This window comes from Glutamicibacter sp. AOP5-A2-18 (assembly GCF_052446055.1).
In the GTDB taxonomy this organism is placed as follows: Bacteria; Actinomycetota; Actinomycetes; order Actinomycetales; family Micrococcaceae; genus Glutamicibacter.
Window position 1 is genome coordinate 775136 of record NZ_JBQSVW010000001.1, and the last position, 24229, is coordinate 799364.

The 24229-nt window shown below is 56.7% G+C and carries 18 protein-coding genes; 10 read left to right on the plus strand and 8 right to left on the minus strand.

From position 1 onward, the window contains the following. Positions 1–45 precede the first annotated feature (45 nt). Positions 46–1080, plus strand: a complete 1035-nt coding sequence (gene glpX / locus ACT3RW_RS03720; RefSeq protein WP_131090374.1) for a class II fructose-bisphosphatase — start codon at positions 46–48, stop codon at positions 1078–1080. A 98-nt stretch (positions 1081–1178) separates the two neighbouring features. Here the strand turns inward: glpX and manA are convergent, their stop codons facing one another. The 4 genes from manA to ACT3RW_RS03740 form a co-directional block, all read right to left on the minus strand. After that, a complete protein-coding gene (gene manA, locus ACT3RW_RS03725; RefSeq protein WP_444612855.1) occupies positions 1179–2387 on the minus strand; it encodes a mannose-6-phosphate isomerase, class I in 1209 nt (402 codons plus the stop codon). Between the two features lie 88 nt (positions 2388–2475). Next, complete coding sequence (locus ACT3RW_RS03730; protein ID WP_444612856.1) at positions 2476–4113, minus strand: LCP family glycopolymer transferase; 1638 nt, start codon at positions 4111–4113, stop codon at positions 2476–2478. An 18-nt stretch (positions 4114–4131) separates the two neighbouring features. Beyond that, entirely contained in the window at positions 4132–4662 is a 531-nt protein-coding gene (gene purE / locus ACT3RW_RS03735; RefSeq protein WP_444612857.1) for a 5-(carboxyamino)imidazole ribonucleotide mutase, read from the minus strand. Between the two features lie 75 nt (positions 4663–4737). Continuing rightward, complete coding sequence (locus ACT3RW_RS03740; RefSeq protein ID WP_131090171.1) at positions 4738–5898, minus strand: 5-(carboxyamino)imidazole ribonucleotide synthase; 1161 nt, start codon at positions 5896–5898, stop codon at positions 4738–4740. Between the two features lie 176 nt (positions 5899–6074). Here ACT3RW_RS03740 and ACT3RW_RS03745 point away from each other — a divergent pair, with 176 nt between their 5' ends. Next, on the plus strand, positions 6075–6656 hold the full coding sequence (locus tag ACT3RW_RS03745; protein WP_131090170.1) for a GtrA family protein: 582 nt from the start codon (positions 6075–6077) through the stop codon (positions 6654–6656). Here ACT3RW_RS03745 and ACT3RW_RS03750 read toward each other — a convergent pair. Beyond that, positions 6653–7381, minus strand: coding sequence for a TIGR03089 family protein (locus tag ACT3RW_RS03750; RefSeq protein ID WP_444612858.1), 729 nt, complete (start codon positions 7379–7381; stop codon positions 6653–6655). The genes ACT3RW_RS03745 and ACT3RW_RS03750 overlap by 4 nt on opposite strands. A gap of 287 nt (positions 7382–7668) precedes the next feature. On the opposite strand from ACT3RW_RS03750, the gene ACT3RW_RS03755 reads away from it, so the two are divergent. From ACT3RW_RS03755 to ACT3RW_RS03770, 4 genes are read left to right on the plus strand one after another with little or no spacing between them, the layout of a single operon-like run. After that, on the plus strand, positions 7669–8193 hold the full coding sequence (locus ACT3RW_RS03755) for a WhiB family transcriptional regulator (RefSeq protein ID WP_444614612.1): 525 nt from the start codon (positions 7669–7671) through the stop codon (positions 8191–8193). After that, positions 8139–11669 (plus strand): glycosyltransferase, encoded by a 3531-nt coding sequence (locus ACT3RW_RS03760; RefSeq protein ID WP_444612859.1) that lies wholly within the window; start codon positions 8139–8141, stop codon positions 11667–11669. Before ACT3RW_RS03755 ends, ACT3RW_RS03760 begins: the two co-directional genes overlap by 55 nt. After that, positions 11669–14422, plus strand: coding sequence for a DUF5719 family protein (locus ACT3RW_RS03765; RefSeq protein WP_444612860.1), 2754 nt, complete (start codon positions 11669–11671; stop codon positions 14420–14422). The genes ACT3RW_RS03760 and ACT3RW_RS03765 overlap by 1 nt, the downstream gene beginning before the upstream one ends. Positions 14423–14447: 25 nt before the next feature. Beyond that, complete coding sequence (locus ACT3RW_RS03770) at positions 14448–15377, plus strand: COX15/CtaA family protein (protein WP_131090166.1); 930 nt, start codon at positions 14448–14450, stop codon at positions 15375–15377. On the opposite strand, the gene ACT3RW_RS03775 is transcribed toward ACT3RW_RS03770, so the two are convergent. After that, the gene (locus ACT3RW_RS03775) at positions 15374–15835 is read right to left on the minus strand and encodes a metallopeptidase family protein (protein WP_131090165.1); all 462 of its coding nucleotides are present in this window, start codon (positions 15833–15835) and stop codon (positions 15374–15376) included. The two genes, ACT3RW_RS03770 and ACT3RW_RS03775, sit on opposite strands and share 4 nt — an antisense overlap. Before the next feature lie 27 nt (positions 15836–15862). Here ACT3RW_RS03775 and ACT3RW_RS03780 point away from each other — a divergent pair, with 27 nt between their 5' ends. Continuing rightward, positions 15863–16321 carry a DUF3499 domain-containing protein gene (locus ACT3RW_RS03780; protein WP_444612861.1) on the plus strand — a complete coding sequence of 153 codons (459 nt, stop codon included), beginning with the start codon at positions 15863–15865 and terminating at the stop codon, positions 16319–16321. 179 nt (positions 16322–16500) lie between these two features. Further along, positions 16501–18009, plus strand: a complete 1509-nt coding sequence (locus ACT3RW_RS03785) for a TIGR01906 family membrane protein (protein ID WP_444612862.1) — start codon at positions 16501–16503, stop codon at positions 18007–18009. Positions 18010–18083: 74 nt separating this feature from the next. Here ACT3RW_RS03785 and ACT3RW_RS03790 read toward each other — a convergent pair whose 3' ends face one another. Both ACT3RW_RS03790 and ACT3RW_RS03795 read right to left on the minus strand, forming a co-directional pair. Beyond that, positions 18084–19925: an AMP-dependent synthetase/ligase gene (locus ACT3RW_RS03790; protein ID WP_131090162.1), complete on the minus strand. Its 1842-nt coding sequence runs from the start codon at positions 19923–19925 to the stop codon at positions 18084–18086. Between the two features lie 78 nt (positions 19926–20003). Further along, entirely contained in the window at positions 20004–21614 is a 1611-nt protein-coding gene (locus ACT3RW_RS03795) for a dolichyl-phosphate-mannose--protein mannosyltransferase (protein ID WP_444612863.1), read from the minus strand. 68 nt (positions 21615–21682) lie between these two features. Between ACT3RW_RS03795 and rsmI the strand changes: the two genes are divergently transcribed. Together rsmI and ACT3RW_RS03805 are read left to right on the plus strand one after the other, a co-directional pair. Next, positions 21683–22543 (plus strand): 16S rRNA (cytidine(1402)-2'-O)-methyltransferase, encoded by an 861-nt coding sequence (gene rsmI / locus ACT3RW_RS03800; protein WP_131090160.1) that lies wholly within the window; start codon positions 21683–21685, stop codon positions 22541–22543. A gap of 136 nt (positions 22544–22679) precedes the next feature. After that, positions 22680–24167, plus strand: a complete 1488-nt coding sequence (locus tag ACT3RW_RS03805) for an NAD-dependent succinate-semialdehyde dehydrogenase (protein ID WP_262198204.1) — start codon at positions 22680–22682, stop codon at positions 24165–24167. Positions 24168–24229 lie beyond the last annotated feature (62 nt).

Genomic DNA, 24229 nt, shown 5'->3' on the forward strand with positions numbered 1-24229 from the left:
CTAGAATGTCAGTGTTTGCATAGGCGCAATGACTACGACTCAGTGATGGGATCTTTCGTGACCGAAAAGAACAATTATGCCCAACTTTCTCCGCGATTGTCGTTAACCGACGCGGAGCCGGACCGCAACCTAGCACTGGAGTTGGTGCGCGCTACAGAAGCGGCCGCTATCGCTTCCACGCCATGGGTTGGCTTCGGAGACAAAAACGCGGCAGACGGCGCTGCAGTTGATGCAATGCGTGGTCTGCTCTCCACTGTGAACTTCAATGGCGTTGTTGTTATCGGTGAAGGTGAAAAAGACGAAGCACCAATGCTCTTCAACGGCGAGGAAGTTGGCAACGGCACCGGTGCGGAGTGCGACGTAGCCGTTGACCCAATCGACGGAACCCGTTTGACGGCCCTGGGCCTGAACAACGCACTTTCGGTGTTGGCAGTAGCTGACCGCGGATCCATGTTTGATCCGTCAGCAGTTTTCTACATGGAAAAGCTGGTCACCGGACCAGAAGCAGCAGACCTAGTTGACCTACGTCTGCCTGTGAAGCAGAACTTGCACCTGATCGCTAAGGCCAAGGGCAAGAAGATCAGCCAGATTACCGTCACCATCTTGGACCGTCCTCGTCACGCTGGGTTGATCGAAGAGATCCGTGCTGCTGGTGCTCGCACCAAGCTGCTCATGGATGGCGACGTAGCCGGTGCTATCGCGGCAACTCGTGAAGGCACGGGTGTTGACGCACTGATGGGTATCGGTGGAACTCCAGAAGGCATTGTGACCGCCTGCGCTATCAAGGCACTGGGCGGTGTCATCCAGGGACGTCTATGGCCTACCGACGATGACGAGAAGCAGAAGGCGCTGGACGCTGGCCACAAGTTGGACCGCGTTCTCACCACCAACGATTTGGTGACCTCGGATAACTGCTACTTCGCAGCTACCGGCATCACCGACGGCGACCTGCTGCGCGGTGTGCGCTACAAGGGCAACCGCATCAGCACCCAGTCGATCGTTATGCGCGCGAAGTCCGGAACCATCCGCTTCGTTGAAGGCGAACACCACCAGGACAAGTGGGAAGCTTACACCCGCTAAATCCAGGTAAGACAAAGACCTGCGGCCATGGACTCAAGTAAGTCCATGGCCGCAGGTCTTTAATCGCTCAACGTTCGTAGCGGCTGGTGTCAGAGATGTCAGTCCAGCTGCGAGCTGGAAGCAAAGAGCTGGCCCCGAGTATCACCTTGGAGAGTTGCTGAAGCTGGTAGCTCCGCAGCGGTGATGAACAAGGATTGGCCCCGGGTAATTGTCCGTTGGCCTTCTTGGGTTCTGATCAAGAATTCGCCTGCGGTGCACAAGATAATGGCGGCCCCGTGCAATTGCAGATCCGATGCTTGGCCTGGTTGTGTCGGATCCAGAACCTGCAACTGGAACTCTTCAAACTCTGGCTTGTACAAGCGGTCATGGTTAGCCAGCGCCACCGGCTCCAGAATTGGTGCGGGGGAGGGCTGGGCTATGGTGACGTCCAAGAGCTCTGGAACATCAATGTGCTTGCTGGTCAGTCCGCCTCGCAATACATTGTCCGAATTGGCCATGACCTCGATGCCGAGTCCACGCAGATAAGCGTGTACGTTTCCGGCACCCAAACTGATGGCCTGTCCTGGCTCCAAGAAAACCAAATTCAGCAACAGAGCAACAAGTACGCCCGGATCGTTCGGGTAGATCTTGTTGATCGAGACAAGCTCCGCAAAGTGAATATTAGAGCTCAACTTTGCCGAAGACTCGATGGCTGCGCAGATCTGCTCAACGGCTTGGGCCACGGGTACACCCGCGGTGAGAATGTGCTTAAAGGTCTGCGCCAACGGATCCGATCCTTGCAACAGACCGATGATCCGCTTGACCTCACCCAGCTGATTGGCTGGGAGCTCACCGGATACCAAGCGTAGATCTTTGATGATTTGAGCTGGCTGACGGAATCCAGACAGAGCCACAAAATCGGTGAGCGCATAAAGCATCTCCGGTTTGTGATTGTCATCCTTGTAGTTACGATCAGCTGCATCCAAAGCCTTGCCACTGGCATTTTCCGAGGCAAAACGTTCTTGAGCTTGCTTGAGCGTTGGATGGGTTTGGATCGATAGCGGCTGGGTGGCCGAGAGTACTTTGAACAAGTATGGCAATCGGCCAAAACGCTGGGCCACAGTAGTACCCAAGATGTGTTGTGGGTCTTGCGCGATGAAGTCATTAAGCGCAACATCTTCATCCGCCAGACGGCTTGGGCACCCAGGATGAGCACCAAGCCACATCTCTGCCTGCGGAGTAATCTCCGCAGGCAGATTCAGCAAGTCAGAGATCTCAGAATCGGATCCCCAGTGGTAGTCCCTGATCGCGTTATTCAACTCGAACACGTCGCTTGACCATAGCCTTTCATTAACAGTGATTGGGTTGCGTTGCGGTCGGGGGGTCTAACCGTTGGTACTGCAGTGCATGATCCGTTTAAGGAACGGTGCACTCGTCGTTGTTGGCGGCAATCTGAGAAATTCTGGTGGTTGCGCCGGCCATTTCCAGCTCAACCAAGTATTCCTCGGTGATCGGGCTGCCATCAGGCTGGGTGAACTCCGCATCGCCACTGTCGGACAGCTTCGGCGCGTTATTGATATCTCCAGCATCTGAAGTGTCCTCGGAAGCCTCGGTACTCTCAGTGCTCTTTTCAGACTTGGAGGAATCCGTTGAGTCTTCACTTGCTTCAGCCGCGGCGCTCTTCTTAGCCTTCTTCTCATCATCCGACTCGTTTTGCTTTGCGATCAAGGTCTGAATTCGACCCTGCAACTTATCAAAATCTGGGTAGGTGGAGAAGGTGCGTTCGAAGTCCGGAGCGCCGAGGGTCAGTCGAGCCATTGGCTGCGAGGAGACCTTTTCTGCCAAGGAGACAAAGGAACCGAGCTGACCGGCTGGAATGTTGGTTTCCACCAGCTGTTCACCGGCGGACATGATGCTGGTGAAGTTGCTCAGAATGGTCTGCGGAGTGAACTGCTTGATGATTGCCTGCTGTAAGCACTGCTGGCGCTTGATGCGGTGGTAGTCATCGGTGAAGTCACGGGAGCGAGCAAACCACAGGGCCTGCTTTCCGGTGAAGGTCTGGTTGCCCGGAGCGAACCAGTGGGTACGAATGGTGCTGTTTTCGTAGCGCTTACCGTTGTAAGGAACCCAGCCACCCGAATCGATGTTCACGCCGCCGAGGGCATCAACAAACTGCTCGAAGCCAGCCATGTCGACCATGACGTAACCCTGAACAGGTAGGCCGGTGGTGCCTTCCAAAGCGTCCATCGCGGCCTGCGCACCGACGTTCTTAACTGTGCTTGGGAAAGCGTCAGCGTGCTCGTCGGTTGCGTTGCGGTAGATGGCGTTAAAGATGCATTCGTCACCGCAGTTGTAGCCGTCAGGCCAGATCTTCTTCATCGGTGAGTCATCGGCAAAGCGAGCACCCTGGAAGTTACGCGGGATGGAGATCAATAGGGTCTTGCCGGTCTTGGCATCCACCGAAAGCAGTGCCACTGAGTCAGTACGCACACCTTCGCGGTCGCTACCGGAGTCGGCACCGAACACGGCGACGTTATAGCGCCCGTTGACCGGTTCAAAGGCCGGTCCTTCGTCAAAGACGGACACGATGGTCTCACGACCGGTGTTCAGAATCGATGCTCCGTAAATGAACACGCCACTGGTGGCCACAACCGCAGCTAGCGTAAACACGGTCACGATAGCGCGCATACCTGGTGCCAACATTCTTGGCTTGATGATCACCAAGGTGTTAACGAACATGACGAACCAACCGACGGCCAATACTGAGAGCACGATGATCAGGAACATCTGGAAGTTCGGGTGCGCGACCCAGCCAAGGATCACCGAACGGTTAATGAAATAGATTGCGAGGACGGCAAGGATAGCCACCCAGCAAATCATGGTGACGGTGACGGCGATACGTCCAAGTTTGCGGTTTCCGGCAACGAGCTGAGCGCTGCCCGGGAAGAAAATGGTCAAGAGGACCAAGATCAGCGCACGTTTGCTGCGTTGCGGAGCGCTTATGGTCTCCGGACTGCGCAACGGACCTTGTGCGCGATGATTGGCAGAACCCATGTACTTATGTGACTTTCCCTAGGAAGCGAAATTCTCGTTGGCAACTTCTTCGCGCAGTGCAGCACCCTTAGCGTGGGCTGATTCGCGCAGAGATTCTGCGAACTCAAGCAACTTTACCTGCAATGACTGTGCAAGCTCGTCGGTTCCCGATGCGAGAGTGCGCACTGCAAGCAATCCTGCATTGCGTGCACCACCGATGGAAACAGTTGCTACGGGGACTCCTGCAGGCATCTGAACGATGGACAGCAAAGAATCCATTCCATCAAGTTTAGCCAGTGGAACTGGCACTCCGATGACAGGAAGCGGAGTAACTGCTGCGAGCATGCCCGGCAGGTGAGCTGCGCCACCAGCGCCAGCAATGATCACACGCAGTCCGCGTTCGTGAGCTTTTGTACCGTACTCAATCATTTCGGTGGGCATCCGGTGAGCAGAGACAACGTCAGCTTCAAAGGGAATGCCAAATTCAGCCAGGGCTTGTGCGGCGAGGCGCATTACTGGCCAATCGGAATCCGAACCCATGACAAGGCCAACAAGAGGTGCAACAGACATCAGAATATTCCTTGGGATAAGTAAGTGTAAGAGCCACTGCGTTGTTGGGTGCAGTGGCTCTTGGCGGTCAAAAGATTAGTGGTCAGCATCCACGCCGTCGCGGATTATCGCGGCGACCTTATTGGCTTGGGAGCGAAGTTCATCCACGCTCTGCCCGGCATTAGCGACTACGTTTACGTGTCCGATCTTGCGTCCCGGACGCACCGATTTGCCGTAGGCATGGACCTTCACCTCGGGCGCGGCGGCCAGGGCAGCGCTAAACGCAGAGTAAAGATCTTGGTTGGCGCCGCCAAGGTAATTCTTCATGACGGTCAGACCCAACTCGCTCGTTTCACCCAGCGGCAAATCTAGAACCGCCCGCAGGTGCTGTTCGAACTGGCTGGTGATAGAACCATTCATGGTCCAGTGCCCGGTGTTGTGTGGACGCATGGCCAATTCATTAATCACAAAACCAGCCCCTTGGCCGGGCGTTTCGAAAAGTTCTGCAGCCATGACACCAGTGACACCAAATTCATTGGCGATCAGCAGTGCCGCCTGCGCAGCGGCTTGGGCCGTAGCCTGATCCAGTTCCTGGGCCGGTGCAATAACTTCGTCGCAGACTCCATCAACCTGGATGGTGTGCACTACTGGCCAAGCCTTGGCTTCACCGGAGGGGGTGCGTGCCACCATGGCTGAAAGTTCTCGGGAGAAATCGACTTTGTCTTCGGCCAGCAGTGGACCGTTGGCGAACCAGTCGGCAGAGTCTTTGGCGTCTTGTGCGTTATCCAGCATGCGCACGCCCTTGCCGTCATATCCGCCGCGAGGGGTTTTGAGCACGATGGGCCAGCCGGTTTGATCACCAAAAGCGATCAGCTGCTCAACATCATCTACCTTGGCCCACGCAGGATTGGGCAAGCCCAGAGCTTCGATAGCTTCACGCATTACCAGCTTGTCCTGTGCATGAATCAGGGCGGCCGGGCGCGGCTGAATGTTTACGCCTTCATTGATTAGCGTGGTGAGAAATTCGTTGGGAACATGTTCATGGTCAAAGGTGACCACGTCCTTACCCTGAGCAAATTTGCGCAGGGTTTCGAGGTCCTTGTAGTCACCAATGGGTGCATCAGGAACACTTCGGGCTGCCGACACCTCGGGCCCTTCGGCCAGAACATGAAGTTCAAAACCTAGGTTCAGGGCCTCGGGGGCCATCATTCGGGCTAGCTGCCCGCCACCAATCACACCAATTTTTGGAAAGCTCACGATATCTAGGGTATCGAAATCACGCGGTAGATTCGCATGCGCGTTGTCTGATTACTCTCAGAATTCGGTCAATCACCAGAAACTACCGATAAAATAGCAAGGTCGCGTTCTCTGAGTTCTGCTCTGCGCGCCCTGTTACTGCTAGCCAGACGGGAACTTGATTCCCTGGAGGACCCTTGCTCGAGCGCATCAAATCAAAAATTGCCGGACTCATATCGCTGTTTTGGCGTGAAGTTGCGAAGTTCGGTGTCGTCGGTGGCGTCGCGTTCATCATTGACTCGGGCATCTATGTCTGGCTATTGCATGGCTCAATGAGCGATTCGCAGGTTAAGGCAAAAATCGTTGCAGGTGTCGTTGCGACCATCTTCTCGTGGGTCGCTAACCGATACTGGACCTTCCGCCATCGTCGCCAAGCAAATGTGGTGCGCGAGCTGGTGATGTTCATCATCATGAACGCAATCGGTCTGGGCATTGCGGCCGCGTGTGTTTGGGTCACCAAGTACTGGCTGGGTCTAACCGATGCAACTTCGGTCTTCATTGCCGGTTCGGTCGTCGGCCTGATCCTGGGCACCATCTTCCGCTTCTTCGCTTACCGCTTCTGGGTCTTTGGTAAGGAAATGGATCAGGAAGAAGAGTTCGCCCACGACCACGAGATTTTGGGTCGACCACAGAGCGAAACCGGTGCGGACGGCAAGGACCTAGCAACAGGTTCCAATGGACCGACCGACACCGGCTCTACTCCTAAGGTCTTTCGTTAGGCCCCAGGCACGTAGTCGAAGGTGATGCGCTCACCATCTCGTAGGCGGTCGCTGACCTCTAGAGAATCTTCAACCAGAACTACGCCGTCCCCGGCTTTCCACTGCCCAATTAGGTAGGGGAGTAGTTTTAAAATTGGCTGATCCGCACGTACCAAGATCGTGCCCTTGGGATCTGCCGCCGGTGAGAAGAGCTCTTCGATGCTCAGCTCTGCGTCAGCAGTGGTGTCAATGGCCGCGGTGGAACCAGCTACTGCCGATGGGAAGAACTGGTCGCCATAAGAACGTACCGTGGCATTAAAGTCTTCAGCAACGGGCCCCAGATCCGAACCGAAGGACAGCGCGAGAGCTGCCGGGTTCACGGCGAGGATCTCGCTACTTGCTGGAATGTTTTCATCGTTGGGCGTGGCCGTAATATACAGGGCCGCGCTCTTCGCATCTTGATGAGCTGGGTCGACAAGTTTGGCGCCGTGGTGCAATGCAGCTAGGGCCAGAACCAGCGATTTCCAGTGTGGGGCGAGGTCTATGACGACGATGGATTCTTCGCCGAGGTCGTAAAGGTCGCCCAGCAAATTCGCGCTTTTAGCCACCCAGTTGTCAAATACCCGTCCAGAGAGCTCGATGCGTTCACCACTTTGAGAATGCCAAGTAAGCCAAGGAGACGCCGAGGACCGTCGCACCGCGAGCAGTGCTTCGACGAAAGTTCCAAGTTGTTGGTTGCTACTCATTGATCGTCCTTTGAAACTAGTTACTGAGAATTCACCGGGAATTCAAGCAAGTCGAGACTCGCCCGCTCTTCTGCCCGTTTTGACGGCGTGTTGTGCCGGGAGTTTCCTGAAAATTGTTCTTAGAATGACCTCCCCACTTGACTCTAGCGGAGTTACACGGATGTAATTAGATGGTGAGTCCGGCGGAATCCATCACATTCTCTAGTTTGATGGAATAAATGCTGCCGGATGGGTAGGCGCCATAGATGGCCCAATCCACTCAAACCAATCGAAAGGTCAACATCACCATGGCGAATCTGGAGCAGGGGTACTCCGAATTTTCGACCTCGGCTGTTGCGTCCGCTCAGTACGGGCTCGAAGACGCACCGTCTGACTGGTTTGTCGACCCTCAAGCCGGTGAGTCCGCACGAGTGGCGCTCGCAGCTGATCTTGAAACTGCAGCCGACAATTATCTTAAAGAGCATGACTCATCTCAGGATGTTGAAGAGATCCCTTCCGTAGGATCTTGGGCACCGGAGCTTGACGAGGACGACGACGTACGCGAGAGCATCAAGGCCGTTTGGCTTGGTGTCGGCGGCGAAGTTGATGAAGGTGAATTGGGCTGGCAAGCCCGCGCACTGTGTGCACAAACAGACCCAGAAGCGTTTTTCCCTGAAAAGGGCGGATCGACTCGAGACGCGAAACGCGTCTGCGGCGCATGTGTTGTTCGCTCAGAATGTCTAGAATATGCCTTGAGCAATGATGAGCGCTTCGGCATATGGGGAGGGCTCTCAGAGCGCGAACGTCGCCGTCTACGGAAACGAGCAATCTAATTCGTCCGCCAATTCATGTCACCGCCATCGTTGCCTCGCACGATGGCGCTGACTTTTTACCACGCACTTTGGCCGCACTGCGAAACCAGTCGAGGCCTATTGAACGCTTTGTCGGAGTAGACGCTTCTTCCTCCGACGCTTCCCTTGAGGTATTGCGTGCCAATCTGCCTTCCAACGCTGCTTTACTGCAAGCCGAGGAAGGCTCTTTGGGCCTATCGATGGAAGCGGCAGTCTCGCAACTGCCAGAAGCACGAGAAGACCGCGACGAATGGTTATGGATCGTCCATGATGACTCCATGCCGGCACCCGAGGCACTTGAAGCACTGACCCGAGCCGTTGAAGCGTCAGAATCGGTGTCCATTGCCGGGTGCAAACTGCTGGACATTGATAACCCCCGCCACCTCGTCGAGGTGGGACTGAGCGTAGACCGCAAGGCTCAGCGACTGACCATGATCGATACCGACGAAGTTGATCAGGGACAGTACGACGCACGCAGCGACTACTTCGCAGTGTCCTCTGCCGGTATGTTCATCCGCCGCGACGTTTTTGAATACCTTGGCGGATTTGATCCAGCAATTCCAGGCCGTGGCGACGACGTGGACCTGTGCTGGCGCAACCGCCTGGCCGGATACCGTGTTGTTGTTGTCCCCGAAGCCAAGATGTACCACCAGGTTGAGGTAGTTGACTCCCTGGCCGGGCCTAGCGAAGCCAAGCGTTCGGAAGTATTCCAGCGTTTGAAGTTTGCCGCCCCACTAACTTTGCCGTTCCTCTGGATCGGCCTTTTGCTCGGCGGTATCGGCCACTTCCTGCTGGCTCTGCTGGCTAAGGACCCAGGCCACGGTTTTGGTCACCTGCGCGCAACGCTGCGCGGTCTATTCACCCCGGGCAAGCTGTCGGCCTCCCGGCGGAATGTGCGCACAATTCGTGAGATTCCACGCCGCCAGGTCCGCAAGCTGATGACCTCGGCGTCGCAGGTTCGCGAATATCGACGCAATCTGACCACCGGCCGCGATGATGCAGAAGTCTTTGGCGACGGAAGCGGTGCCGATGCCATGGTTGAACCCAGTGGCGACAACTTCTCGGACTTTGTTCGCATCGCCCGCCCACCGCGTACCACCGCGGTACTGTCACTGATTTTTGCCCTGCTGATTTCCACGGCCGCTTCGCTAATCGCTTGGCGCAACGTACTTGGTGCGTCTGCGCTTTCGGGTGGCGCCTTGCGTCCGTTCTCGCAGAGCACCAAGGAAATCGGAGCCAATGCGATTTCCTGGTGGCAGAGCATTGGGACCGGGCTGAGTGCTCCACCAGATAATACGGATGCGTTGTTCTGGCTGTACTCGGTAGTGACCTTTGGCCACGCCAACCAGGTAGCTCCTTACCTCTTCCTTGCCGCCATGCCATTGGCTGCCTTGAGCGCTTGGTGGGGCATCGGGGTAGTCAGCCGATCGCGCGCTGTGCGATTCTTTGCCGCACTGGTGTGGGCCCTGCTTCCATCACTCACCTCTTCACTGGCCTCGGGCCGAATCGGCTCAGCTTTGGTTCACATCGTGCTGCCGGTATTTGTGATGGCAGTGATCCGCTCCATGAACGCGCAGGTTGCCGTTGAGGGAGCCAGGCCAAAGACGGCCAAGGCGCAGTCAGTTTCTGCATGGACCGCGTCGGCCTGTGCCGCATTGTTGCTGTGGGTAGTTTCCGCCGGTTCAATGGCGTTCTTCCTGGCAGCGACCATCTTGATTTACGCTCTGGCTCTGTCCTCCCTCCACCGGGCACGTAGCCTGTGGTGGATCCCGTTGCCAGCTGTTGTGTGGAACTTGCCTTTGCTCTTCGCAGCATTGAGCGAACCACGTTTGCTGTTCACCGAGCCAGGAGCTCCTACCGCTTTCTCGCCAGCATTGCCATGGCAGATGCTTCTTGGTTTCCCAGAAGCTTTTGATGCCAAGGCGGGCTTGGTCGGTTGGGATATGTTGCCCGCTGGCCCTTGGGCGCTCGTAGCAGCTTTGCTTATTGGCGCACCGGTGATCATCATGGCCCTTATTGGTACGTTGAGCTCGGCTTTCAGCCACAACGCCACCATGCGCCGCAACTCGCGCCGTCTGCTCTGGGCCGGCGTGATCTCGTTGGCCGCTGGTTGGGCTGTTGGATTTATTCCGGTCAGCCTTCAATCGCATACTTCGGTAACCGCCTACACCGGACCGTTTGTCTCGTTCACCGTTTTTGCTTTGATGGCCGCAGCTGCCAACGCATTGGCTGCACTGCGTCACGAAAACCAGCCTCGCACCCTGCGTGCACGCGCACCACGATCTTTGGTTTCGCTGATGGCAGTCCTGAGCGTGATCGCTGTTGCCGGCTCAGGAAGCGTACTTTTGGCTAGCCAGCTGAACCCAACGGCAGCTTCGCAGGAGCTGACCAAGCTGGTGGATACCCAGCAAGTTCAGTCCTCCCAGCCACGCACCTTGCCGGCCACGGCCGCTGACGCCGGACGCTCTGAATTCCAAGAGCGCACCTTGGTACTCAGCCCACGTTCATCGGGTGAAATCGACAGCCAGCTGGTTTCCAGCTCAGGTGAGACCCTCGATAGCATCAGCCGCTACTCGCAGGTTAAGCAGCTTGATGGAAGCTTGCTAAACCCGGAACGCAACGAAAGCTCGATTACCTCCTCGACCCAGAGCAAGGCAGTTGCCAAGTTGCTCTCCGAGTCCGCACTGGATTCTCGCGATTCCCTGCGTGACTTAGGTATTGGTTACGTTGTACTGAACGAAACCGGTGAGTCCGTTCCCGCCACCGTGCGCACCCTGAACGCAGCTACCGGTTTGGCTTCAGTAGGACAGACCGACAGCGGTTGGCTGTGGCGTGTGGATTACAAAACTTCGGGTGAAACCGAAGGCGCTGGATTTGCTCGCATCGTTGATGAAAATAGTGGCGTGACCGTACTGCCAACCGAGCGTGGCAAGATGAGCAACGTTGAGCTGCCGGAGTCCAAATTGAAGCGGACCTTGGTGCTGTCCACCGCTGCCGATTCGAAGCTGCGCGCCAGCCTCGGAGATGTGGCACTGCGTTCGGTGGCCTATCCGGAAAATTCGGATACCCGCTGGGCTCAGGCCTACGAAATCCCTAATTCCGGTGGCAAGTTGTCGCTGACGCACAAGGAAGGCATGGACACCCCGGTTCTGGTTCTAGGCGCCTTGGTCTTGTTGATTACCGTGCTGCTGGCCATTCCGGTTCCAAGCTCGCGCCGATTCGCCAACTACCGCAATAGCGATTATCGTTTCCGCGAACCTCGCGCTGCGGACGAAGAGCTAGCTGATGGTCATGAAGTCTTGGCCGCAGCTGAAGTTCGCAGCCCCTCAACGGCTACTGGCGCCCTGCCACAAAGCCGTCGCGAGGCTCGTGAGCGGGCCAGTGAGATCCGAGAAAACTTGACCCCGAAGCTCAACGACCGAATTTCGGACGATGAAGCCGAGCAGGAGAAGAAGTAGTGAGCGACGAGAAGAACGTTAACTCAGCGGATTCTGCTGATAAGCCTGAAAGCAAGGCTTCGGAGCAATCCAAGCATCCAATGTCTGCAGCGCTGACCCGCGCCGAAGAAAAAGCTGCCAAGATCAAAGCCAAAATCGACGCAAAGTTGGACAAGGCTCGGGCGAAGGAAGCAACACAACGCGCCAAGGCGGACGCCAAAAACGCTGCTGAGTCTGAAAAGGTTCAGAAGGCGCAGCAGGAAGCTGATGCCAAGGCTGAAGCTAAAGCCGAAAAGGCTCGTTTAGCGCAGCAGGAAGCTGACGCTGCCGAAAAGGCCAAGGCTGACAAAAAGGCCGAAGCCCTGGCCGCCAAGCAGGCTGAAGCTGAGCAGAAGGCTGCCGCCAAGGCAGAGAAAAAGCCAACTGCTCAGAATCAGAGCGAGCAGAAGCCTGCAGTGACCCCGGCACCAGTTGCCGATCCTGACAAGGCTGAAAAGTCTGACCAGGCTGATAAGTCTGCCAAGGATGAGAAATCCGAGACCATTCAGCAGCCTGAGACTTCCCAGAAGTCTGCAACTTCTGTGCCTCTTGCAGTATCGAATACCGAACCGGCAAATGCTCCAGCGCAGGAGCCTGCAAAGCCAGTCGCTGCGCAGAAGCCTGAGCCGGTTGCTCACAAGGCTGAAGAGCACAAGCACGCCTCGCATAAGGCCGAGGAACCAAGCCACGCATCGCATAAGGCAGAGCCACAGCAGGATGAAACCTCAAAACCTGCACAGCTAGTTGCACCGTTGCCTGCTTCGCAGCAGCCAGGCGCACCCGTAGCTGCCGATAAGGCTTCGGATTCGGCGGCGACCAAGGATCCTGAGAGTGCCCCGCAGCCAGCAAAGAGTTCAGCAACGCCTGCTGCCGGGACTGCAACTGTTGCCGGTGCTACAGCTGCCGCTGGCGGTGTCGCCGCATCGAATTCCGCAGATGAGAAGAATCAGGTTCCTGCCGCACAAGAGCCAGAAGACGCACAGGCTGCCAAGCGCCGCCGTAAGTTGGAAAAGATTCGTGCTGCTGAGGCAGCTAAGGAAGAACAGTCGCAGAAGTCGGAGCCAGTGGCTACCGTCCCGGCGTCCGAACCAAAAGATTCAAAGGTCAGCGCCCGTCGACGTAAGCTAGAAAAGGCGCGTATTGCGGCGAGCAAGGATGCCGCAACGGCTCCTACTCGTAAGAAGACCGGGGCAGTGCTCCTGAGTCTGGCCGCCGTTGTTGCAGCCTGCGCGGTTGTTGGTGGCGGATCGATTATCGCCCCCAAGGCGGCAGAAAGTACTCTGCCAGCGGCGGTGACCAACCTGCCTGCAGGTGACGCCACGAGTATCTGTGCTTCAACTCCACAGCTGCTCAAGGGTGTTGATGGAACGGATCCGCAGTTTGCTGCCGGTGCCAAAAACGTCAACAGCAACGTGCGTTCCATTGCGGTCTCAGACCTAGCCAAACGTATCCCGGGCTCATTGGTTGCCAAACTTGATGGTTCCTCACCCCGCACACTGACCAAACGCATCAAGGAAGCCGAAGCGGTAGAAGCTCGCGGCGCAGATGATGCTGGACAGACCGGGCGAGTCAGCAAGATTTCAACGCTGAATAACGTCGAGGGTATCCAGTCGTATTCGTTGCAGCCATTAGGCGGCCTGGCCTCGGAAGGTAGCGCACTACGCAGCTACCAAGCCTCGGACGGTGACCTTGAAGGTTTAGCCACGGCTACCTGCCAGGCACCTGCCTCCAACTGGCGCTTCACCGGCCTGCAGACCAGCACCGGATCAACCAGCGTGATGCACCTGTCCAACCCAACACACACCACCGCTCAGGTCGCACTGCAGCTGCGTGGTCCAGATGGACTGATCGATACCCCAACCCTGCAGAGCATTGTTCTTGCTCCGGGGGAGGACAAAGCCTTGGTCCTCGGCGGCTACGCGCAGAATATGGGCTCTGTTTCGGCTGAGGTCACCAGCGTTGGTGGAAAGATCACCGCAACGGTTCAGCAGGCAGCGCTTCGCGGCCTGACCCCGTCGGGTGTGGACTTTGTTGGTGCCAATGCTTCGGCTTCAAACAGTCAGGTAATCCCGGGCGTCTGGATTGATAGCAAGGAGAACATCTCCTCGCTGAGCAAGGACGATAGCTCCTTGGTGCCACAGTTGCACGTTTCTGCCACCGGGTCTTCAGGGGCCGGCTACAAGGTAAAGGTCCTTGGAGAAAATGGTGAAGTAGCAGCAAGCTTTGACGAGAACTTGGCGGCAGCATCAAACGCAACCAGTGTTGTGGATTTGAAGCAGCTGGCCGGTGGCTACTACACCGTCGTGGTTGAATCTGACGCTCCGGTGACCGCAGCAGTACGCATGGTACGAGGTGCTAACCCGAAGGATTCTTCGGACACCGCGTGGGCAGCGAGCTCCAATGTTCTTGCTGGCACTCAGGCCATGCCCATTTCTGCCAACGGCACCGGAAAATTTGCTTTGGCTGCCGTAGATTCGGATTCCTCCGTGGAAGCCACCGTAGTAACCAAGGACGGCAAACTGCAGAAAGCAAAGAAGCTACAGATTGATGCCGGTTCTTCTATTGTTTTTGATCCAAAATCAGTCTCGGATGATGCTCAGGCAGTAATTTTCTCAACCGACGCCAATACCTATATTGCTCAGGTGGCGCTCGGTTCGGATCGTTCGATTGCTTGGGCTGCGATGCCTCAGGCTAATGCCGGTCGCGACGGCATTGTGGTAAATATCGGCGGGTAGCGCCCCGTCACCAAGGAACAGTTTTATGATTACCCCCTTCGGCTGGCTAGCTAGCCGATACACCTTGGAGCGTCGTGCCTTGCGTGCGGCCAGCTTCACGGCCCTAGCTGCTGCCATCTTGATCATCGTGGGTGGCGGCGTGGTTCGCGTAACCGGCTCCGGGCTAGGCTGCCCGGATTGGCCGGCCTGCACCGATGGGTCACTTGCACCCACGGCGCAGATGGGCATCCACGCAACCATCGAGTTCGCCAACCGAATGCTCACCACGGTGCTCTGCGTCGCGGTGGGTTGGGTCATCATTGCAGCTCGTCTGCAACGCGAACCAGTTCCCACCATTACTCGGTGGGCCTGGCTACAGTTCTGGTTGGTCGTTTTGAATGCGGTACTTGGTGGCGTGACCGTATGGGTCAAGCTCAATCCGTTTATGGTCGCCGGGCACTTCCTTGCGGCGACTCTGTTGCTGACCGCTGCGGCTATTACCTGGGATAAAACTCAGAACCTTGAAGCCAGCGAACCACCGTCGAGCACCAGTGAACTTAGGCGATGGGGCACCATCGCGGTCATCATCAACGCGGTGCTGGTTGTTTTGGGAACCGCGGTCACGGGTTCCGGACCACATGCCGGAGATTCGGCCGACGTTCCACGTATGGGCTTTGACTGGCTAAGCATCACCCTCATCCACGCTATCGCGGCCTTTGCGGCGTTGGCAGTTACCTTGATCATCTGGCGCAAAGCCAAGACTCAGCAGGTCGCAGCGGTGTCTCGTAAGGCCAAGATCTACGTTCTGGTTTTCGCCGCTCAGGGTGTGATTGGCATCGTTCAGGCGCTGACCCATTTGCCTGAACTGTTGGTGGTCTGTCACCTGGTGGGTTCGGCCCTGGTGTGGATCGGGGCGGTGCGCCTGATGCTCGCCACCCACGCGCCAGCACAAGTGCCGGCGGCTACGCGAAGCTAAAAGTCTTCGGGATCTTCGGGGAAGTAGGACGGGTCAATCTCGTTGATCGGTTTCACCCATAACTGCGCCACCTCGTGAACCACACACTGGTGAACGAGGTCCATCAGCTCTGCGGTGCTATCGGCGATCTGTTCAATCGGCAGACGATAGATCACCAACTCGGCACGCTTATGAGCGGTGGCCGGAGTTGACGATGCCAACGGGATACGATCGGAGACTGCTTCTGCCTGATTGATGAGTTTCTCGCTGGGCACCGGCTCAATGAGGAAATCAATCTGTTCAACTTTATTTGGCCAGCGTTCAGAAAGCCTTTGAGCGCTGGCCATTACTGCGTCGTCGAACCGTTCCGGACGGGAGCGGTAGGCCGGCAAATGAATGGGGATCAGTGGCCCGCGCCGTCCGCGGCCATGGCGATTACGCCGCGGACCACTGGGACGATCAGGCAACTTCGAGTTCATCGTCTCAGCCTATCGCTTAGCACGCTCATGGACCGGCTCCGGCCCACGAACACTGCTAGATCCCCAGCATCAGGGCATCCCACGAGTAGAATAAATAGCGTGGAAGGTCTTCGTCTTTGTTCTCGCCCAGCGTGCCGTGAAACGGCTCGTGCCACCCTCACCTACGTATACGCCGATTCAACGGCCGTGCTAGGTCCATTGGCTACTTACCCCGAGCCGCACTGCTACGACCTCTGCGCTCGGCACGCCAATCGACTCACTGTTCCCAGTGGTTGGTCGCTGATTCGAGGTGCCATGCCTGAAGTGCTTGAGCCCGAAGATGAGTTGAACGCCCTCGTGGACGCGGTGCGCGATAAGCAGCCGCAACCTCATGAATCACGTCATTCCTCCAGCACGCCAGCAGATTCGGTGCGCTCTCGCGATATCAGCAGCCAGCGTTTTGACTCTCGGGTCCGTTTGGCCATGCTCCCTGACGAAGAAAAGTAGTCTAGGCTCACGTATTTAGCCTTTGACGTCCTGCTTATCTCCTAGCCCAAACGTGATTTAGGTGTGGTAATCCGTCGGTTGAGCCCTTGCGGTGGATAAGCTGAAGGCGCGTGAGCCCTCGGTGGCTTACCAGTAACCTAAAACATCACACCATCGCGCGAATTGCAGGAGGTCTGCTCATGGCTGAGGCGGCGAAAAACCCAACCGAGGGGCAAGGAAATGCGGGTCAGCCTGCACCGGCTGCCCCGGAGCGAGCACCCAAGGCGTCACTGAGCCAAAAAGCAGAAGAGCTTGCCGCGCGTCTGGAAGCTCATAAGAATCAGGCTCAGGCCGAAGTAGCTGCCCGCAAGGAAGCTGTTCGCCGAGCCATGTCTGGCAAGTCTGAGTCTGGCACGAACGAATCCGAGACCAATCCAGCTGCTTCACAATCGTCACCTGCAAAGCCGGCTGAGCAGAAGCAGCCTGAACAGAAGCCTGCAGAGCAAAAGTCGACCGCGGACCAGCCAACTGCGCAGAAGCCTGCAGAGCAGAAGCCAGCAACGGCCCAGCCCGCAGCAGCTAAGACTGAGCAGCAGAAGCCAGCGGCAACTACACCTGCACCGGCAAGCACTCCAGCCAAATCTGCTGCTGAAAAACCAGCCGCTGCCAAGCCAGCAGCGAAGCCTCAAGCTCAAGAGCCGGTAGAAGACGTCATTCGCGCCATCAAACTGCCTCACGAACTTGAAGCAGAGAAAAATGTCAAGAACGAACCTGTTGCTCCAGCAACTACCGTTCAACCTAAGGCTGAGCCCGAGAACAAAACTACCGTCCAGCAGGTCCCACCGGTAGCAGTTGCACCGAAGACCGGCTCACTGCCAACCACCAAAGCAGCCGTAGCCCAGGCACGCAATCGTGTCTTTGGTAGCTATGAACCAGAGCCAGAGCGGTCCGAAGCAGCACAGAAGCGTCGGGTGGCTCGTGAGCGGGCGCTGAACTCCAAACCACCACTGGGGCGCACTGCGCAGGTTGTTGTTGCCTTGATCTTCCCCGTGCTCACCCTGATTACGGCCATTCGCCTGATCGCCACCCCGGCATTCCTAGCGCTGTCCTATGGCCGCCCAGGATTCCCTAGTGACCTCTTCGGATTCAGCGATGATGAACGACTGACCTACGGCAGCTACGGACTGGACTACCTGAACAACTTTGCTGGCCCGGAATACTTGTCGGGGCTTAAGCTTTCCACCGGTTCAGCTATGTTCACCGAGGGCGAGGTTCAGCATATGGTGGACGTCAAGCACCTTATTGGTTTCTCCTACATCCTTGGCATCATCTTGGCAGTCATCTTGATTGTTGGTGTTTGGTACCTAGCTAAGCGTTATGCCGGTGGGGTACGCCGGGCCCTGTTCTCTGGAGCTATTCTCACTTTGGTGATGATTGCGGTCCTGACTGTCGCCGCGCTGATGGGCTGGGAAACCTTCTTTACCCAGTTCCACGCGTTGTTCTTCTCGCAAGGTACATGGACCTTCAGCGTCAAGGACACCTTGATCCGCTTGTATCCTGAGCAGTTCTGGGTCGACAGTGCCATTGGAATCGCTGTATTGGTTGTTGCCACCGTTGTTGTGGTTCTTATCAGTTGCTGGCCAACCGGACGCCGCCGTGAGGCCGCAAGGCTTCGGCAGGAAGCACGCGCCTTCGGTCTGGGTGGCTAAGAGAAAACTGCATAAAAACGAGCTGAGGTGCCGCACAAAAAAGTGCGGCACCTCAGCTCGTTTATGTCAGGATTTTATTTTGTGTAAAGGCCCTGGATCGTCTGATCAAACTGCTCAATGACGGCTTGACGCTTGAGCTTTAGTGAGTTGGTCAGATGTCCTGAGGCTTCAGTAAGTTCGTCGTCAAGGACCACAAACTTACGGATTGATTCGGCCTTGGAGACCGTCAGGTTTGCCGTATCAACGTAGGTCTGTACCTCCGCAATGACCTCAGGATGAGTGGCTGCCTCAGCCAGGGACAGCTCGCCCAGTCCCTTAGCTTTGCCCCACAAGACCAGTTCTTCATGGTCCAAGGTCACCAGAGCCGCGATGAACGGAAGCTGGTCACCAACAAGCACACACTGAGCAACAATTCGTCCGGCGCGAACCATTTCTTCCAAAGGCCCGGGGGAGACGTTTTTGCCACCAGCGGTGACGATTAGTTCCTTCTTGCGCCCGGTCACCTTCAAGAAGCCTGCTTCATCGAGTACACCGGTATCGCCAGTCTTAAAGAATCCGTCAGCATCAAAAGCTTCGGCGGTTGCCTTTGGATTGTTGTGATAGCTGGAGAAGACGCCGATGCCCCTAATGAGGATTTCCCCGTCCTCCGCGATTTTCACGCTGGTGCCAGGGATGGGCCGGCCCACCGTTCCCACACGGGTTCGAGATCCTTCATTCACCGTTGCCGGCGCGGTAGTTTCGGTCAGGCCGTAACCCTCCACCAGCTTGATTCCTGCCCCGCGGAAGAAGTGCGCAAGATCTTGGTTCAGAGCGCTGGCGCCAGAGATGGCGTAGTCGCATTCGCCGCCAAAGACATTGCGCAGCTTTGGATAAAGCACCTTGTTGAACAGTGCATGGCGGGCCCGAAGTCCTAGAGGGAAACGAGCCTTGTTTCCGCGTGCACGCGCGTCACGGATTTTGGATACCTCGATGGCAACTGCTTCAGCCTTGAGGAAGACCTCGCCCTTGCCACTGCTTTCGGCAGTAGCAAGCGCTGTGGTGCGGATCTTTTCAAAGACGCGCGGTACTGCCAGTAAGAACCCTGGCTTCACAGCGGCCATATCTTGAATCAGGGTGCCCATCGAACTTGAGTGTGCGACGATCGACCCGCCATGGATGCAGGTCTGCTGCACCGCACGGGCCAAGACGTGCGCCAGCGGCAAGAACATCAAGGTACGACGGTCCTTGCCTAGGACGTCGGGCATATTGCCTGCGAGGTTGTGAGCCACCATGGCAAAGTTCGAGTGGGACATATTGCAACCCTTGGGCCGTCCCGTGGTGCCGGAGGTGTAGACCATCGTGGCGACATCTTCGAGCTTCATTGAAGAACGGCGGGATTCAATGAGCTCCTCGTTCACCCGTTCAGGGGCAACCAGCAGCTGGTGTAGACCAGCCGAGGGGATCAGCGACTTGTCCGCCTGATCGGATCCTTCAAAAATGTGGGTGCGTACTTCTTCACCCAATTGTGCCACCGCGCGACGGACGTTGGCACGTAGCTCATGATCCTCGGCAAAGACAACCCGAGCACCTGAATCACGCAAGATCCATTCAATTTGGAAGGGACTGGAGGATTCATAGATGGGCACCGAAACTCCGCCAGCAAACCAGATGGCTTCTTCAGCAAGAGCCCATTCGTACCGAGTGCGAGAAATGATCGCGACCTTGTCGCCGGGCTGCAAGCCATCATTGACCAGCGTGGTGGCAAGGCGTTTCACGTCAACGAGGAATTTTGCTGCACTGATATCGTGCCACTGACTCTCGCGCTGCACGCTGAACAGGGGCAGATCCGAGCCGCGGGCGACGCGGTCAAGGAGTAGATTCGTCGTATTAAACTCGGGCGGTAGCTCGGTTAGTAGCTCGACGGAAACTTCTTGCATGGAAGCTAAATCCTTCTTGAATCGAAAATCATCAAAGTGGCCTATCTTATGGCTTTAAGGCCCAGCGACCACCGGTGCCTAGCCCCAGCTAGGGATCCACACATGGAGGCGCCACAGTTCATCCGCTATCATTTCCCCAGTCCAGATTGACCAGAAGAATGCTGAAGTGACTAGGAATATCACTAGCACTAAGGCGACCACGACGATGCGTGAGCGGTACACGAGGGCAGAATTCGACTCCCGTGAAACGAACTTGCCAATCATATACGTCAACGAAAGCATCATGAACGGGACCAGCGGCAAGGTGTAGAAGAAGAACATGGTGCGTTCCGGGTACATCAGCCAAGGCAGGAAACCAGCTACAGCTGAGGACAAGATTGCCCCTGCGCGCCAATCTCTCGCGCCAATCCACCACAGGATCAGCAAGAACATGCTGATGGAGCAAGCCCACCACAATAGCGGGTTGGGAAGATCGGTGATGACCTCGGTGCAACGCTTGAGATCACAACCGTTGGCGCCCTTGTCGTAGCCTTCAAAGTAGAACAGCACAGGGCGCCCGGCAAAAGGCCAGGTCCATGGTGAGGACTGCCAGCCATGTTCTGAACTCAGCCCGGTATGGAACTCGTAGCCTGCCTGATGGTAGTGCCACAAGGACCGGAGCGGCGCTGGCAACCAGCTGACTCCTTGGCCAGGATTTTCCTCGGCCCAGTGCCGATAGCGTCCACCGGTTGTGACCAGCCATCCGGCCCACGTGGACAGGTAGGTCATAAATGCCAGGGGCACCATGGTGAAGAAGGAGTAAATTCCGTCACGAGTGAAGGTCGAACGCTGCCACTGATGAATGCCAGCGGTACGGCGAGCAGCAAAATCCCACAGGACGGCGAGCAAGCAGAAAACCGCGACGAAGGACAAAGCGGACCATTTGATCCCGACGGCTCCACCGAGCATGACAGCTGCTACCAGACGCCAGGGACGCCACCAGAGCATGGGACCTTGTTTTAGTAAAAAGTCATCGGGGCGGTTGCCTTCTGGGACGGCTAATTTGCGGGCCAGTTGTGTGCGCCCATGAACCCGATCTTTGAGCAGTGCGTAAAAGGCCGCCAAAACGAAAAACATCAGGAAGATGTCCAACAAAGCGGTACGGGACATCACAATTGAGTGACCATCAATGGCCATCAGTAGACCGGCGATACCGGCCAGTGTGTGGGAGCCGAAGAGCAACCGTGCACACAAGGTCACTAGAAGGACCGCCAAGGTGCCGAATAAGGCGGTGGAGAATCGCCAACCGAATCCGTTGAAGTCGCCAAAGACCAACATGCCCAGAGCGATTAACCACTTACCCAAGGGTGGGTGAACCACGAAGGAGGAGTCTGCGGACAGCTGCGGATTTCCAGCAATGAACTGCGGATCGCTTTCGTCTGCCCATTCGCGCTCATAGCCACTTTGGAGTAGCGAAAAAGCGTCTTTGACGTAATAGGTTTCGTCAAAGATCAGCATGTGAGGGTGGGCAAGATTTACAAAGCGGAGCATTCCGGCCAACAGCGTGACGGCTAACGGGATAATCCACATCAGCGGACCGGAGGCCACAGCGGTTGGCAAGAGCCGAGCTTTCAGGCTCTGAAAAGTGTAGGCCTGCCGTGCTGAGCGGACATGGCCAGCGTCCACGGAGTATAAAGTCGAGGTGCCCATCACCAACTCATGCTACCGGCGGAAAGTACAGAAAGTGGGCTTTTCCTACTTCGCGTAGGCTTAAGAATGTGCAGATCTCAGAGAATGAGGGCGTAATCGTCCTGGGCGCCACCCCGATTGGCAATTTATCCGATGCATCCCCGCGATTGCGGGAGATGATGACCAGCGCGGATATTATCGCTGCGGAAGATACTAGAAACTTCCACCACCTCGCTCACGCCCTCGGTATCAAGATCACCGCCAAGGTCATGAGCCTCCATGAGCACAACGAAGCTCACAAGCTCTCCGAAGTCATTGAACTGGCTGCGCAGGGTGCCACCATCCTGGTCGTCTCGGATGCTGGCATGCCTGCAGTTTCTGACCCCGGTTACCCACTGGTGGCTGCTGCCCTCAGCGCGGGGGTCCGGGTCACCGCAGTACCTGGCCCATCAGCCGTACTGACCGCACTTGCCCTTTCCGGACTTCCCACGGGACGCTTCACCTTTGAGGGCTTCTTGCCTCGTAAGGCGGGGGAGCGACGCAAACGTCTGGACACGTTGCTCCATGAAGAACGCACCATGGTCTTCTTTGAAGCACCACACCGCCTCAGTGATTTTCTTGACGCTGCCATTGAAGCTTTTGGCGAAGACCGCCAAGCTGCGGTGGCTCGCGAACTGACCAAAAAGTTTGAAGAGGTTCGTCGTGACTCACTGGGTGCCTTGAAGACTTGGGCCGAGCCTGGAGTGCGTGGAGAAATCGTGGTGGTGATCCACGGTGCCGAAGAAGCTGAGCCAGCAACCATTGAGGAACTGCTGCCCAAAGTCTCAGATCTCGTGGAGCAGGGCACCCGAATGAAGCAAGCCGTGGCTGAGGTGGCGGAAAAGTTCGGTGCCAAAAAACGTGACCTGTATGAGGCTGTCTTGGCACAACGTCACGAAGCGAAGAAATAGCAAAATTCGCATAGGCTGATTGCACAATGAATCTACGCTTTTATAGTGCACAGGGCGATTTACAGTTTGCTCATGCCGAGAATAGCGTAGGCATCAACGACGATTAGTTTCATTTAGAGATTCAGGAGATGCGCGTATGTCGATCACTGCCCAGCGCGAAGCAGAACTGCTTGCCAAGGTTCCAACCGGTCTTTTGATTAACGGTGAATGGCGCGATGCCTCGGACGGCGGCACTTTTGATGTGCTTGATCCGGCCACCGGTGAAAAGCTACTGACCCTAGCCAGTGCCACCAGCGAAGACGCCATGGCAGCACTGGATGCAGCCGACGCGGTTCAGGCTGAATGGGCCTTGACCGCACCACGTGAACGTGCCGAAATTCTGCGCCGTGCCTTTGACTTGGTCACCGCACGCAAAGATGACTTTGCCCTGTTGATGAGCCTTGAAATGGGTAAGCCACTGGCCGAAGCCTACGGCGAAGTGACCTACGGTGCTGAGTTCCTGCGCTGGTTCTCCGAAGAGACCGTGCGCCACTACGGCCGTTACATCACCACCCCAGAGGGCAAGAACAAGGTCCTTGTTCAGCACAAGCCAGTTGGCCCATGCCTGTTGATCACCCCATGGAACTTCCCATTGGCGATGGCCACCCGTAAGGTCGGCCCAGCGATTGCTGCAGGTTGCACCATGGTGCTCAAGCCAGCAAAGCTGACCCCACTGACTTCCCAGCTGTTCGCAGCCACCATGATGGAAGCTGGCCTTCCAGCAGGTGTGCTCAACGTTGTTTCGGGCTCCTCGGCTTCGAAGATCTCCGCTCCACTGATGCAGGATGACCGCCTGCGCAAGGTTTCCTTCACCGGTTCCACCCCAGTGGGCAAGCAGCTGATGAAGGATGCCGCAGACAAGGTTCTGCGTACTTCGATGGAATTGGGCGGCAACGCACCATTTATCGTCTTTGAGGATGCTGACCTGGATGCTGCAGTTGAGGGCGCCATGGCTGCCAAGATGCGCAACATGGGCGAGGCCTGCACCGCAGCTAACCGCTTCTTGGTTCACGCTGACGTTGCCGAAGAGTTCACCGCGAAGTTCGCTGAAGCGATGAAGGCTCTCAAGCCAGGACGTGGCACCGAAGAGGGCACCACCGTTGGCCCACTGGTTGAAGAGAAGGCCCGCGACGAAGTGCATGCACTGGTCGAGGCTGCCATCAGCGCTGGCGCAACCGCCGTGACCGGTGGCGCACCAGTTGAAGGCCCAGGCTACTTCTACCAGCCAACTGTGCTGGCTAACGTTGCCAACGACGCCAAGATCCTTACCCAGGAAATCTTCGGCCCAGTTGCACCTGTCACCACCTTCACCTCGGAAGAAGAAGCCATCAAGCTGGCTAACTCCACCGAGTACGGTCTGGCTTCCTACATCTACTCGCAGGACTTCAACCGCATGTTCCGCGTTTCGGAGCAGATCGAATTCGGTCTGGTTGGCTTCAACGCTGGCGTCATCTCCAACGCTGCAGCACCATTCGGTGGCGTGAAGCAGTCGGGTCTGGGTCGCGAAGGCGGCGCTGAAGGCTTGGCCGAGTACACCACCGTGCAGTACATCGGCATCGCCGATCCATACGCTGCAAAGAAGTAATCTGTGCATCCATAGATGCCAATCATGAAATGAGGCCCAGCCATTTGGCTGGGCCTCATTTC